12 protein-coding genes are annotated in these 13,970 nt (G+C 46.7%); 2 read left to right on the top strand and 10 right to left on the bottom strand.

The genetic code is table 11. From position 1 onward, the window contains the following. Window positions 1–43 precede the first annotated feature (43 nt). The 8 genes from B9T16_RS18280 to B9T16_RS18245 form a co-directional block, all read right to left on the bottom strand. The gene (locus B9T16_RS18280) at window positions 44–2,233 is read right to left on the bottom strand and encodes a tetratricopeptide repeat-containing sulfotransferase family protein (protein WP_410245418.1); all 2,190 of its coding nucleotides are present in this window, start codon (window positions 2,231–2,233) and stop codon (window positions 44–46) included. Between the two features lie 101 nt (window positions 2,234–2,334). Further along, a complete protein-coding gene (locus B9T16_RS18275; protein WP_410245417.1) occupies window positions 2,335–2,745 on the bottom strand; it encodes a bacteriohemerythrin in 411 nt (136 codons plus the stop codon). A 116-nt stretch (window positions 2,746–2,861) separates the two neighbouring features. Further along, window positions 2,862–4,256: an argininosuccinate lyase gene (gene argH / locus B9T16_RS18270; protein WP_014274558.1), complete on the bottom strand. Its 1,395-nt coding sequence runs from the start codon at window positions 4,254–4,256 to the stop codon at window positions 2,862–2,864. 66 nt (window positions 4,257–4,322) lie between these two features. Beyond that, window positions 4,323–4,586, bottom strand: a complete 264-nt coding sequence (locus B9T16_RS18265; protein WP_410245416.1) for a hypothetical protein — start codon at window positions 4,584–4,586, stop codon at window positions 4,323–4,325. After that, the gene (locus B9T16_RS18260) at window positions 4,576–6,063 is read right to left on the bottom strand and encodes a GAF domain-containing SpoIIE family protein phosphatase (RefSeq protein WP_410245415.1); all 1,488 of its coding nucleotides are present in this window, start codon (window positions 6,061–6,063) and stop codon (window positions 4,576–4,578) included. Before B9T16_RS18260 ends, B9T16_RS18265 begins: the two co-directional genes overlap by 11 nt. A gap of 319 nt (window positions 6,064–6,382) precedes the next feature. Next, window positions 6,383–8,089 (bottom strand): signal recognition particle-docking protein FtsY, encoded by a 1,707-nt coding sequence (gene ftsY / locus B9T16_RS18255; RefSeq protein ID WP_410245414.1) that lies wholly within the window; start codon window positions 8,087–8,089, stop codon window positions 6,383–6,385. Between the two features lie 84 nt (window positions 8,090–8,173). Beyond that, entirely contained in the window at window positions 8,174–8,806 is a 633-nt protein-coding gene (gene nusB / locus B9T16_RS18250) for a transcription antitermination factor NusB (protein WP_006619210.1), read from the bottom strand. A gap of 157 nt (window positions 8,807–8,963) precedes the next feature. Continuing rightward, the gene (locus B9T16_RS18245; RefSeq protein ID WP_317270151.1) at window positions 8,964–9,929 is read right to left on the bottom strand and encodes a protochlorophyllide reductase; all 966 of its coding nucleotides are present in this window, start codon (window positions 9,927–9,929) and stop codon (window positions 8,964–8,966) included. 302 nt (window positions 9,930–10,231) lie between these two features. Between B9T16_RS18245 and lepB the strand changes: the two genes are divergently transcribed. Further along, window positions 10,232–10,822, top strand: coding sequence for a signal peptidase I (lepB, locus tag B9T16_RS18240; protein WP_410245413.1), 591 nt, complete (start codon window positions 10,232–10,234; stop codon window positions 10,820–10,822). Window positions 10,823–10,838: 16 nt separating this feature from the next. On the opposite strand, the gene B9T16_RS18235 is transcribed toward lepB, so the two are convergent. Then, a complete protein-coding gene (locus B9T16_RS18235) occupies window positions 10,839–12,143 on the bottom strand; it encodes a dihydroorotase (RefSeq protein WP_410245412.1) in 1,305 nt (434 codons plus the stop codon). A 15-nt stretch (window positions 12,144–12,158) separates the two neighbouring features. Next, complete coding sequence (locus B9T16_RS18230; RefSeq protein ID WP_410245411.1) at window positions 12,159–13,508, bottom strand: histidine phosphatase family protein; 1,350 nt, start codon at window positions 13,506–13,508, stop codon at window positions 12,159–12,161. Window positions 13,509–13,680: 172 nt separating this feature from the next. Between B9T16_RS18230 and B9T16_RS18225 the strand changes: the two genes are divergently transcribed. Beyond that, window positions 13,681–13,970 (top strand): MHYT domain-containing protein (locus B9T16_RS18225; protein WP_410245410.1); only part of this gene is annotated, 290 nt, incomplete at its 3' end.

Below are 13,970 nucleotides of genomic sequence, written 5' to 3'. Positions count from 1 at the left end.
AGAATTTTTGGGTAATATCAAAATGGCTGGGGTCTGACGCACCCTACGGGGACCAATGGAATTTTTTGCCTAATAATTCCTCGAGTTTGTGGTTGTGGGGACGGAAAAAGTCGCCTAGGGTCTGATGTAATGTTTCTGGTATGGGATTATAGGAACCTGCGGTATATCGGGGGTATTCGGAGAGTTGATGGTCGGGAAGACCTAAAAACTCAAAGACCTGTTTGAGGGTGTTCTGGGGGTGGGTGTATAATTGTTCACTGCTGATGATTAAAAGCTGTTCGGGTGGGAATTTTTGCATCCACTTTTCCAGAAAATAAACATACATTCCCCGCAGTAGATAACCATATTGACATCCCCAAAATTTCCGTCCGGCTAGGGTGGGGTCGTCAATGGTATCGAGAATGGCAATTTCATCTATCATGGCCTGTTGGAGAGTGCGCTTTTCTTGACCCATCCAATTTCTATGGTCTTGATATTGAGAAAAAGCTCGATCTACTGGATTTCTTAGGGTGACAATTAGCTTGACTTTTGGGAAGGCTTGGTAAAGGCGATCGCATACTTTACTATCGACTATATAACTAGGGCTGGCTTCTCCGGTGAGAAATTCGCCGCCAGGGGGAATGGGGGGAAAATGGGCGAGATACCAGTCTAAACCTCGGTAATATTGCCAAATGAAAAAATCGACTTCTTTATGGAGGTTAGGAATTACCTGGGGATGATGACAAAGGTATTCATACAGGGAGGTTGTGCCAGCTTTTTGAGCGCCAATAATGATAAAATTCGGACCTTGAACTGATGCGGTTTCCCAGTGGTTGCTAAAAAATTCGGGGCGACAGATTTTGGTTTTAGCTAAGACTCCCTGTTTATAGGTGGAAATAGCCTCGGAAATTTGACCGATTTCGGTGAGTAAATCTCCATAATTTATATAGGGTTCTGGATAGTGGGGAACCTGGGAAATTGCTTGTTGATAACTAGAGGCGATCGCCTCTATTTGCTCCGGTTGTAATTTGATAAAACTATAGGTGCGTAAATGCCGCAGTTTTAGATATGCTATCTCGGCTTCTGGTTGGGCTTTAATAGCGTCTAAATAAGCGGCAATTGCCCCATCAATATCTGGCTGTTGTAAGAGGGCATCACCGAGGCGAATATAGACTTCTGGGATTTCTGGATCAATGGCGATCGCCTGTTTATAAGCATCAATAGCCGGGGAGATTTTACCCTGTTTAAACAGACAATAACCGAGGTGATTATAAGACCAAAAGCAATCAGGATTGATACTAATTGCCTGATTAAATACATCAATGGCTTCTCGCCATTGTCGCTGGTTGAGTAATGCTAAACCCAACCCATAATATCCCCAGGAATAATCGGGTCTAGCTGCCACCATATCCCGATAAATAGCGATCGCCTCTTCATACCTCCCCGTTAAAAGGGCATCCTCCCCAGTTTTTTGGTGGCGGGATAAAATCTCCGTCAGCCGTTGATGGGCTTCTGGTTGTTGAGGGTTAATGGCGATCGCTTGACGGTAGGCGGCGATCGCTTCTTCCGGCTGATTTTGCTGGCTGAGTAAATCTCCCAAGTGAAAATGAGACCAATAGAAATCAGGGTTTAATGTAATTTCCTGGCGATAGGCGGCTATGGCTTCCTCAACGCGCCCCAATCGAGTTAAAATGACTGCTAAATGGTGATAAGACCAACAAAAGTCTGGCTTTAACTCAATGGCTTTCCGATAGGCTGTGATAGCTTGTTCGTCCTGTTTTTGGCTACTGAGGGCTTGACCCAAACCGACATAATAGATATATATATTGGGCTGCAATTCAATGGCTTTCTGATAACCACCTATTGCCAAATCGACTTGATTTGTGTTATGATATATCTGGGCGATTTTATAGTGAGCTATTGCCAATTTAGGATTAATAGCGATCGCCAAATTATAGGAAGCGATCACCCCTTGGTTATCCCCATGTTTCTCGAAACTCTCACCCAGGAGAAAGCAAAAATCCACCGGAACAGAACCGGGATTTTCGCTAATTTGCTGATAGAGTTGTTTAGCTGAACTTAGGGGTTGTTGCCAATGTTGCCAAATGCTGCCTAAACTGGTATAGGCGGCGGTTAAGTTAGGGTCAGCTTCGATAGCCTGTCGATAACAATTCGCCGCCAGTTCCCATTGTTGAGACTTGACATAATCATTGCCCAAATTCAGACAAACTACAGCTTGATTATCAGTAGACATATACAAGTTTTCAAAAAGCCATCAATTACATAATCCATTGAGGGCGGGTCTATTAGTCTTCCGGTTGCTAGAGGTAATTCACAGCCAAACCCATCCCTACATTATCCATTATTTTTGTGAGGGAGGCAAGGCTTTAGTTGTGTGTCAATGCTTTTAATGTGATTAATAAACCAATCGCGCAAGTCCTTTTTAATGCTGAGAATAATTGAGTTAAAATCATCATCTTGTTCGATGCGAGTTTTAATCATTTCAAAATTCAAGACAAATAGCTGATGGGCTTTATGATTAGTTTTGGCGACGGGGCACTTATATAAATTCATGCAGGATTCCTCATATTTAAAATGGTTATTGATATACATTTCCAGAAATTTTATAGTTGATTTAAGTTGCTGGGGGCTGCGGTGTTGTTCAAGGTTATCAATCAATAAATCCATTTGTTCGAATAACTGCTGATGCTGAAAATCAATCAAGGGGATGCCAATTTTGAGAGAATCGTTCCAAGTGGGAGCCATAAATTTAGCCTAATTAATCAAGTAGGTTGACCATTGACCATTGACCATTGACCATTCAAATATTACTATAGCAAACCCCAAGAAACCGGGTTAAATACACCCGGTTAATCGGATAATTATGATTGTGCAGCCTCCCAGCGATCGCGGGCATTTTGGAGGGCTGATTTCACCTGTTCAAAACCAGTGCCGCCGTAGCTATTCCGGGCGGCGACCACTTGTAAAGGTGCGATCGCGTCATAAATATCGACATCAAATTCAGGATGTAAAGACTTCCACTCATCAAGGGTAAGGTCTTTTAAAAGTTTCCCAGACTCCAGACAAGTTCTGACCACCTTACCCACCAAATTATAGGCTTCCCGGAAAGGAACGCCCTTAGTGGCGAGATAATCAGCAACATCAGTAGCATTCGAGAAATCTTCCGCCACAGCTTCAGCGAGACGTTGAGGGCGAAACTCCATCCCTTGGGATAACAAAATAGTCATCGCCTCGAGACAGCCTTTCACAGTTTTGACCGCATCAAATAAGGCTTCTTTGTCCTCCTGGAGGTCTTTATTGTAAGCCAAAGGTAAACCCTTCATCAGGACTAATAGCCCTTGTAAATGTCCAAAAACCCGGCCAGTTTTACCGCGCACCAATTCGGGCACATCGGGATTTTTCTTTTGTGGCATAATACTGGAGCCAGTGGAACAGCTATCAGTAAGGGTGATAAAACCAAACTCCTGGGAAGCCCAAAAGATAATTTCTTCCGAGAGGCGGCTGAGGTGAACCAAAATGAGACTAGAAGCGCTGAGAAACTCGATCGCCCAATCGCGATCGCTCACCCCATCCAAACTATTAGCATAAACCCGGTCAAACCCCAATAATTCGGCGCTATAGTGGCGGTCAATAGGAAAAGTAGTTCCCGCCAAAGCACCGCACCCCAGAGGCGAAGTATTCACCCGTTGATAAACCTCTCCCAGACGTTCCCAGTCCCGGTGCGCCATTTCCACATAAGCCAGTAGGTGATGAGCCAAACTGAGAGGTTGCGCCCGTTGTAAATGGGTGTATCCTGGTATGAGAGTATGGACGTGATTGGTCGCCAGATCCAGCAAAACCCCTTGAAACTCAAGGATCTGGGTTCGGATTTGTTGAATTTGGTCTTTCAGGTAAAGGCGGGTATCAGTCCCCACCTGGTCATTACGCGATCGCCCTGTATGGAGTTTTTTACCGACATCTCCCGCAATTTCGGTAAGTCGGCGTTCAACTGCGAAATGAATATCCTCAGCATCGACACCGGGGTTAAATTGACCCTGGCGGTATTCTTCGCGGATAGTCTCCAAGCCATTAACTAGGGCTTCTCCTTCTTCGGGGGAGATAATCCCAGTTTTGACCAACATTTTGGCATGAGCCACCGAGCCTGTCAAATCATACTCGATTAACTCAATATCAAAGCCGATACTGGCGTTAAAAGTGGCGATCGCTGGATGTAAAGCCTTTTCAAATCGTTGGCTCCAGGTTTGAGCTTGAGTCATAGTCCTATAATCTGTAAATTACCCATAAATGTCTGATCATCAACGGACCGGGGAAAATATGTCCGATTAAGGTAATAGGCTTTTCGCCCACCACCCCATCCCCAAGCCAATCAAAAAAGCCCAAAGCTGTCCAGTTTCAAGTAAATTATTCCAGGTACTCTTAACGTTAGTCCATAAATCAACATTCACCTGTTGACCAAATACCACTGGTAGGGTAGCCACGACTTCCCCCCACTCCCATGACCAGTGAGGGGTTAAAATCAGAATATGGCGGATAGGGTGAGCGTGGCTGCAAATTTGCACCAACATCGATAAAGTATCAACGGACATAATCGGCATTCTCCCCACTTTCAGAAGGTTGTACCTGTAGCACAACCAAAGTCATGTCATCAATATTACTGTTACTCGGACTGATAAACTTCTGAACTTCCGCAAATATATGATCTACAATGCGATTAGGAGTCTGGGAGTTCTGACAAGCCCATTGAAAGGCTGTCTGTAGGTTATCTTCATCAAAGCGATCGCCCCGTTGATTAGCCGCATCAGTAAAGCCATCAGTATAGTAAATCACAGTATCCCCTGCAGACAGTTGCACTTGGGCTTGGTAGTAACGGGTATCAGCATCAAGACCGATCAACATTCCCAAAGTATCTAACCGACGAATGCTGCGGCTTTGGGCTTGCCATAATAAAGGGGGATTATGGGCGGCGTTACTATAGGAGAGAATTTTCGTGGTCGGGTCATACTCCGAATAAAACAGAGTCACAAACCGATTAGAATTTTCTAAATCAGCATACATCACCCGGTTAAGATGTTGGAGAATCTGGGAGGGGGAATGGCGGTTCAGAACTTCCGCGCGCAACATTCCCCGAGTCATGGTCATAATTAACCCGGCTGGGACTCCTTTTCCCATGACATCACCAATAACAATACTCCAATGTTCCGATGGTGTGTGACCGCCAACTTCTCCCTCAGCGGAATGATTCTCATGTTCATGTTTATCGAAATTAGAGGGGATAAAGTCGTAATAGTCTCCCCCGACTCGGTTGGCGGTTTGACAGCGCGCCGCGACTTCTAAGCCGGGAATTTTCGGACATTTACGGGGAAGTAGGCGCAGTTGAATTTCTGCACCAATTTCTAATTCTCGGTCTAGGCGTTCTTTTTCCCGCAATGAAACTGATAGTTCATCATTGGCGATCGCCACTGCTGTTTGATCTGCTACCAGTCTAATTAATTTCTGGCGGGTTGGTGTCCACAGATAATCAGGATCATGGCTGAACACATACAACCGCCCCCGTGATGTATTATTAACTAGGATTTCCGTGCCAAAAAGTTTTACATCCGACCCCAAGCAACTACTTACTTGATGGTCTAGGCTGGCTGAATATTGTGTTGCCATACCCTGGGGAAGCACTCCCACGGCGGTGCTATCATTAGGCTGGGATATCACCTCTCTAGTAGCCCTTTCTAAGATGGCGCGAACATCCTGACACTGACGACCATCTTGGCAATGTAACCGTTGAAATCGCACCTGACCGTTAGGTTTAAACAGCACCAAAGCACCCCCATCAGCATCTGTCACTCGACTAGCAACTAGGGGAGTTAATTCTAAGAATTGATTGAGATTGTTAAAGCTACGGAGGGCAAAACTTAGGGAACTCAGCAACTCATTAATATTTTGCTGTTCCCGATGGAGTCTAGCCACCATTTGCTTTAAGTGAGAGGCTGATGTCACATCAGCATCTGAGGAACTTGAAAGGGAGTCTGAAGGTTGTTCTGAGTGTCTTGGAAGTGGCACAGCAGTCATATTATTAGTATATATTTTTTGAAGGTTAGAGCGCAATAGTAAGTCCAAAAAAATGAAAGTCTCTCTGCCAAAAGTCTGGTTTTCTGGCTATCCATGACAGATTATCCCTGGCTACACTGCAGGGTACTGCCATCTACAAAATCGGCAATTACCACCAGTAATCATGAGCTACCCCCCCCAGCGGCTAATATTTACCCTAGGCGATCGCTTATCTGGTGTTTTTTAATATGGCAATATGTGGGAATCTCAGTCTCTATAAAATGATTAACTGTTCCCCATGATGACACTTAAATAGCCATATTGGCACTTTAACAGAGCTTTAACCACTTAACAGGGCTTCGATAAACTCGTAGCTTGAAAAAGGCCGCAGGTCTTCGATACTTTCCCCAACACCAATAAAACGAATCGGTAGACCTAGCTGCTGTACAACAGCTAAAGCCACACCACCTTTAGCAGTTCCATCTAATTTTGTCAAGACCACACCGCTAAGTTGAGCAACTTCGGCAAATACTTGAGCCTGGCGTAGTCCGTTTTGGCCTAAAGTTGAATCAAGGACTAGGAGGGATTCTACCTTAGCATCTGGTGCTTGTTTGTCTATTACGCGACGAATTTTGTTAAGTTCCTCCATGAGGTTCTTTTTGTTCTGCAATCTACCAGCAGTATCAATAATTAGCAATTCGGTCTGGCGGGATTTAGCAGCAGCGATCGCATCATAAACCACCGCCGCCGGGTCGGTATTTTTTCCGGGATTAGCGATCACCTCTACCCCACTACGTTCGCCCCACACCTTTACCTGTTCTACTGCTGCCGCCCGGAAAGTATCCCCAGCCGCAATTAAACTCCGGTAGTCTGACTTTTGGGCAATATGGGCAATTTTCCCGATGGTAGTAGTTTTCCCGGCCCCATTCACCCCGGTAATTAACCAAATATTCAATTGTTCCTTTTCGGGGGCAAATGTGGGACTATAGCCATTTTGATAGGGTTTTTCGAGGAGATCTCGCAGAAGTTGTTTTAGATAGGCGATCGCATCTTCGGGGGGTAAAGCATCTTCTCGCAGGCGGTTTTGTAGTGCCTTAATAATCACATCAGTAGCTTCTACACCCACATCAGCTTGTAGCAATAAAGCCTCAATTTCTTCTACCGCCGCCTGATTTAGGGGTCCCTGACCGACGATCGCTTTTAATTGATTCAGCAAATTACGGCGAGTCCGTCCCAAACCTTTCCACAGCTTTTGTAGCCAGGTGATTTCCTCTACCGCGACTTCCTCTGGTCTCCGTCCCTGATTAGCCAAAACTTCCGCCGACCACAGGAACATCTCATCAAATACTATATCTGTCGATTCTCCCTCACCGCTGGCTGTGGTTTCCCCCCCTTCCGGTTCCGGTTCAGAAATCGCCGTTTCTTTTAATCTCTCAATTCTCGCCTGTCGTTCCGCCTGGGTTCTGGCCCAAATTGGCAACTGATCAATACTCTCTTCCACCATAGCCACAGGTTCAGCCGTTTCGGTAACTTCCGCCGCCTCCTGTGCTACCTCCTGTGCTACCTCCTGTGCTACCTCCTCTGCTACCTCCTCTGCTACAGGTTCGGGGGTTTCGGTAACTTCCGCCGCCTCTTCTGAGACCTCTTCTGAGACCTCTTCTGAGGCTTCCTGTGCTACCTCCTCTGCTACCTCCTCAACCACAGCCACAGGTTCAGTGGTTTCTGTTAATTCTGCGGGGGTTTCCTGAGCCTCAGAGGTGCTTTCTTGCGCTTCTGTGGGGGGGGAGGAAACATCATCAACAGGGGCTTCTGTAGCCGCTTCTGTGGCTGCTTCTGTGGAGGATTCTGTGGGCTTTTGTTGTTGCTGAATGTTTTGATAGGCGGCCTTAGCCCACTGCAAATAATCCTCATTAGCAGTGGTAGGCGATAGCGGTTGTTTAGTTTCGGGTTCGTCGGGAGKTGATGGAGTTGGGGAGGGTTCAGCTTGTTGGGTATCGTCTGCTGAGGGGCGATCGCTAAACTGGCGGCGGAACCAATTAAAAACCATTTTACTAATTACTCGAATTTAACAACAGATTTAGGTATTGGTGAGGCGGGAATTGTTAATAGCACACCCACAGCATCACTGAAATTAGAGGAGAGAGGAGGACTGAGTTTTCATCTGATCAACAACACGACGGAGAACCCCATTAATAAATCGGTAACTGTTGTGGTCGCTGTAACGTTTAGCCAACTCCACCGCCTCATTAACGGCAATTTGTTCTTGAACCCCCATATATAACAATTCCGTGACCGCAATCCTTAAAATATCGCGATCGATGTGAGGGAGTCGGCCCAATTGCCAATCAACCATCGCCGCTTCCAGGCAACTATCGAGTGCTTCCCGGTGAGTGTTAAGTTCCACCAAAATCTTGACAGCATAGGAGTGTACTTCTTGCTGACTTGCCAATTGTACCAATTCCGGCAATTCCACAGCAGTAGATAAACGATTAATGGCTGATTGAGCCAGTGCGATCGCCTCACCGACCATAGTGCGGGCGCTTTGCAAATCCGCCGCCCTAGTTTGGCTACTCAAAAGGCGATCGTTACCCCGTTGTAATTCCGCCATAGCCGTCTCTAGGGATTCTTGTCCCTCTGTGGTTAAGGTACGGACAGCAGCGAGGATCACATCTTCCATTTCCTGAATTTCAAGCTTTCGGGGATTTGACGGCAGTTGGCTCATCCCCAAAAGGGCTAGTTCACGGGCTGTTCTACGAGCTTGCATATTGGTTTAGTATAAATGTCTTAGTTTAGCAACAAATCGGGGCCGGGATAGATTCTAGCAAAAAATCGGTTTCCAGCTCACCCAAAGCAGCTTTTGTGGGTTAACGACAAAAAAGCCGGGAAAACCCGGCGGCAACTTGTTAATTTTCAGGCACAAATCAATAAGCCAGTTCTACCAACTTGAGACTGAGATTCCACATTTTCTCGGCTCTTTCCTCGTCTCTAGCTTGGGGCGAGACCCGTTGCACAAAAGACTGGCGGCCTTTTTTCTGGCGATTTCCCCAACTCCAGTAAGCACCAGACTGGCGATATTCCTCATCAAGGACCACAGCAGCCACTCGTTCTCCAGCCAATTCCTGGGACACATAGCCCTTGGTAATGTATTTCTGGAATATAGGAAATATTTTCTGGAACAGGGGATAGTGATTGCGGAACAGGGGCGTATCCGCGACGCAACCAGGGTAAAGAGAGGTGAAAGTTATCCCAGTTTCCTCGTGATAGCGTCGGTGCAATTCCCGCATAGTTAGGACATTGCAGACCTTACTATCCTTATAGGCTTTGACGGGTTCAAATTTTTTGCCATCAATCATAGAAACCGGCTCTCGGAAGCCCTTAGCAAACCCTTCCAGGTCTCCCAAATCGGGGCGGGGTGGAATTTTGCCACCGAGTTCGTCGGGGTTATGGGTAACCGTTCCCAAAATCACCATACGCTTATCCTCAGCAGGAGAGCGTTTCATATCCTCCATCATCACATTACAGAGAAGGAAATGCCCTAGGTGATTGGTAGTCATGGTCAACTCATAGCCTTCTGGACTACGAAGGGGTTCTTTTATTAGGGGCATATAGATAGCCGCATTACAGACTAACCCCTCTAAGGTTCTACCTGTAGCCCGGAATGAGTTGATAAACCGTCGGACACTCTCAAGGGAACCGAGGTCAATATGAAGCATAGTGCGGCTGTCTTCGGGAATCCCTAATTCTTGGGCGGCGGCTTCTGCCTTTTCCAAGTTACGACAAGCCATGATGACATGAGCGCCCCTATCGGCGAGGGCTTTAGCGGCGTATAAACCAACCCCCGAAGAGGCACCCGTGACTATAACCGTTGATTTTTGATCCTGTACCATTTTTAGTTAAAACTCCGTTGATCACCGTCAGTTTTCTAAGTAATTATTCCGACGGAGACCCTGGCTGTTATTGATTGAGTGAGGTATCCTTAATCCCAGTATTATATTGCTAATCCTGTGGCGATCGCAACCATGTTTAGGGGATATTCTCAAAACCTGCCAAAAAAGCTGATGGTCAGCTATGATCAAGAATATTAGACCATCGGCAGGTGATGCCACAGTGCATCAAGGCGGGATCTTGTCTGTCTAGCCAAGCCTAGGCCCTACTGCCAATATTAATTCTGTCCTTTGACCGTAAAATTATGAGCAGTGTCCCCAATCAAGACCAAAAACCCAAAAATTCACCATCATCACCATCTCACAACGAGGAGAATGCTTGGGTTGAAGGCATTAAAACCATTGGACTAAGTATAATTTTGGCTTTGGGTATCCGAACTTTTGTCGCAGAAGCTCGTTATATTCCCTCTGGGTCAATGCTTCCCACCCTGGAAATCAACGATCGCCTGATTATTGATAAGTTAAGCTACCGTTTCACCGAACCCCAACGGGGAGATGTGGTAGTTTTCAATCCCACCGAGGAACTGAGCCTACAATACAACGATGCTTTCATTAAGCGGATTATTGGTTTACCCGGCGAAACATTAGAGGTCCGCGACGGACAAGTTTTTGTCAATGGCGAACCTATTGAGGAGGACTATATTGCCGAAGAACCCCAATATAAATGGGGACCGGAAACTATACCCGAAGGCCAGTTTTTGGTTCTGGGGGATAACCGTAACAATAGCTTTGATAGTCACTATTGGGGATTTGTCCCCCGAGAGAATATCATCGGTCGGGCTGTGGTCCGGTTCTGGCCCTTAGACCGTCTGGGAGGGGTCGATCGCAGTTTTTAACCGACTTTTTGGGCTGTCAACTGAGCCAGGTTTTCATGACTTTTCCGGTAATTTCCTGCCCCCAGCAGGGGGTATTAGCTGATCGCGATTTGATGGTGGTGTGATCAACCCTCCAAGACTGTGCGGGGTCAAAGAGGGTTAATTCGGCGGCTCGGTTGACGGTAACATTTGGGGGAGAAATAGCCAAGCATTGGGCGGGTTGGGTGCTTAAAACTCGCCAGAGTTGCAGGGGCGACCATTGAATATTAAAAACGGTGTCTGGCTGTTGGACAAAGGTTTTCCACAGTAGAGACAAGGCTAATTCTAAGCCGATCGCCCCTGGGGGTGCATCAGCAAAAGCAACGGTTTTTTCTTCGTAGGTGTAGGGGGTGTGGTCAACGGCGATCGCATCAATAGTCCCGTCTACAATAGCTTGAATTAAGGCTTGGCGATCGTCTGGATTACCCAGAGGCGGGTCAACATTGAGATTCGGATCGTAGGGAGTAGGCGCAAAGCCTAAACCACAGTCCGAACCCCGCCCGGTAATTGCTTCTGTATCAAATAGTAAGTGCATCCAGGTCGTGCTAGCGGTAATAGGTAAATGGCGCTGTTTAGCTTCCCGAATTAGTTGCACACCCCTAGCCGTAGAAACCCGCATAATATGAACCGGAGTGCCGATCGCCGCCACCAATTCCAGGACAGCGGCAATAGCCACAGTTTCCGCATAATCAKGAATCCCGGTTAAACCGCTATAAATAGAGGCTTCCCCAAATCGCATAACTCCTGAGTCCGCCAGAGTGCGATCGCAACAATACAGAGCCACGTTTTTTTTCAGGGGGTTAACATACTCCAAAACTCGCCGCCACAGATTAAGATTTCGATGAGCATATCCATCCGCAAAACCAATAATCTCAGTAGTGGCTAATTCCGCCAATTCCGTCATCATCTCCCCCGCCGCCCCCTCAGTCAAAGCACCCCAGACATAAAAGCCATGGGGGGCTAAACCTTGCCAATGTTTAATAGTCGAGAGATTATCAGCCGGTGGTAGCATATCCGGTAAAATCCCCAGGCGGGTATAACCTCCCGCCCTAGCAGCCGCCTGTAAAGATGCAATAGTTTCCCGGTCTTCAAAGCCCGGCTCTCCGGTGTGGCCATACATATCCACCAATCCCGGCCCCAAAATCATACCGTGGGAATCAATGATCTGAGTATGTTCTGGGTAATCATAAATCTGAGATTCAATAGCAGTAATATACCCATCAATAATCAGCACATCTGCCACTTGATCTCGTCCGTCCATGGGGTTTAATACCCGCACCTGTTTCAGGAGTTCACTACTCATATTTACCAACCAGTATTAGAGGGCTCCGGCGGCGGTTTTGTCAAGAATACTACCCGATAAATGGGTGGTAATATTCATAGTTTGTAAAACCGGCTCCCCTTTAGCACCGTGGGGATAGTCAATCACTGTCACCGAACCATTACCCTGTTTAAAATTCCAAAAATGCTCTGGTGATAAGCCCAATAATTGACACAACAGAGCCTTATTGACAGCATCATGAGCAACCACTAATCCAGTCACCGATTGGGAATCATATTTATTAAGGATATTTTCCCATCCTTTGGCTACCCTTTCTCCTACCTGATTTAAATTTTCACCTTCTGGCATCTGTACCGTTTCCGGTGCAGTTTTCCACTGATTTAATAAACCAGGATAATCTTGCTCAATTTCCGATTCAAATTTACCCTCCCATAAGCCATGGCTAATCTCTCGGAAATTATCCTCAAATTGTAGTTCTATATCCCTGTGATGTTCCAGGATAATTTCTGCGGTTTCGCGAGGGCGTGCCATGGGGCTAGTGATGGCAAAATCGATTTTAATATCCTGGAGAAAATCGGCAGCTTGGCGAGCTTGTAATCGCCCGTTATCATTGAGGGGAATATCAATCTGACCTTGAAACTGTCCTTTTCGGTTCCATTCAGTTTCTCCGTGGCGCACTAATAATAGTCTGGGTCCACGATGTTCTGGGCGAAGGGAGGGCAGTTTATCCCCCACATGGCTAGTGAGGTTCATCGATTCTAATTGTACGGCGGCCGGTTGTGGAAGTTCTCCGGGGGTGACATCACCAATATTGATAATGCTAATACCGCAGTTGGACTGTTGAATACTTTGATAGAATTGGGGTTGAACTCCTAAAGCGGTGGCAATCAGCGATCGATTGATGCCGTTATGGGCTACCACTAGGATGGTTTGGTTGGGGTGATGGCTGAGGATGTGTCGCCAAAATTGTTGGGCTTGCTCAAATAACGCTAACACGGGGAAATGTTTATGCCCCGATTCTAATACCATGAAAAATTCATGGGGGCTCTGTTGCCAACATTGATAATCTTGGGGAAAGCGATCGCGTACTTCTTGGCGAGGGAGTCCAGCCCACAGAGGCAGGTCAATTTCCATCAATAGATCTGTCGGTTGCAACGGAGGGGCCGCACCCACTCGGGCTCCAATCAGTTGGGCAGTTTGTTGCGCTCGTTGTAGGGGACTGTGATAAATAGCGTCGAACCTTAAACCCTGGAGGGCTTGGGCAACGCAGGTGGCATCAACGCGGCCCTGGTCGGTGAGAACCGAATCATCCAGGCGGCCCTGAATGCGTTTTTGGGCGTTGTAGGTACTCTGACCGTGACGGACAAGGATTACACGGGTCGTCATCTTCAAATTTTAAGTTCGATGGTTCGCCAGAAGCATTTTAACTTGTTTGGGGCAGTTTCCGGCGACTCCTTTATCATGTAAAGAGATGTTAAGGGTCTGTCCCGCCAAATCCGATCTGGGATTCTGAATTAACGGGACTGTTGAAATGCTTACGACTTGGGCAAAATTGATTATGAATAATCAGATTACAGGCGATTACCATTGGGGTTTGATGGTTTTGTCTTTGGCAATTGCTGTGATTACCTCTTATATCCCTATGGATTTGGCTATACAAGTCCGTGAGGATCTATGGACGGCGAAACGGTGGAAGTTTTGGCTGTTGGGAGGGGCGATCGCTATGGGGGCTGGTTTCTGGTCCATGGATTTTAYGGGTATGGTGGCGCTGGAGTTGCCCCTATCGGTTAGTTATAACCCGTGGATGACTTTGTTGTCTTTGTTGATGGCTATTATGGCCTCGGGGAT

It is taken from the genome of Arthrospira sp. PCC 8006, assembly GCF_046480465.1.
Lineage (GTDB): Bacteria > Cyanobacteriota > Cyanobacteriia > Cyanobacteriales > Microcoleaceae > Limnospira > Limnospira platensis.
This window is presented reverse-complemented; position numbering and strand designations above follow the sequence as displayed.

Bases quoted from the DNA above. Each gene is read 5' to 3' on its own strand.
- B9T16_RS18280 (WP_410245418.1), bottom strand. From the start codon at position 2,233: ATGTCTACTGATAATCAAGCTGTAGTTTGTCTGAATTTGGGCAATGAT.
- B9T16_RS18275 (WP_410245417.1), bottom strand. From the start codon at position 2,745: ATGGCTCCCACTTGGAACGATTCTCTCAAAATTGGCATCCCCTTGATT.
- argH (WP_014274558.1), bottom strand. From the start codon at position 4,256: ATGACTCAAGCTCAAACCTGGAGCCAACGATTTGAAAAGGCTTTACAT.
- B9T16_RS18265 (WP_410245416.1), bottom strand. From the start codon at position 4,586: ATGTCCGTTGATACTTTATCGATGTTGGTGCAAATTTGCAGCCACGCT.
- B9T16_RS18260 (WP_410245415.1), bottom strand. From the start codon at position 6,063: ATGACTGCTGTGCCACTTCCAAGACACTCAGAACAACCTTCAGACTCC.
- nusB (WP_006619210.1), bottom strand. From the start codon at position 8,806: ATGCAAGCTCGTAGAACAGCCCGTGAACTAGCCCTTTTGGGGATGAGC.
- B9T16_RS18245 (WP_317270151.1), bottom strand. From the start codon at position 9,929: ATGGTACAGGATCAAAAATCAACGGTTATAGTCACGGGTGCCTCTTCG.
- lepB (WP_410245413.1), top strand. From the start codon at position 10,232: ATGAGCAGTGTCCCCAATCAAGACCAAAAACCCAAAAATTCACCATCA.
- B9T16_RS18230 (WP_410245411.1), bottom strand. From the start codon at position 13,508: ATGACGACCCGTGTAATCCTTGTCCGTCACGGTCAGAGTACCTACAAC.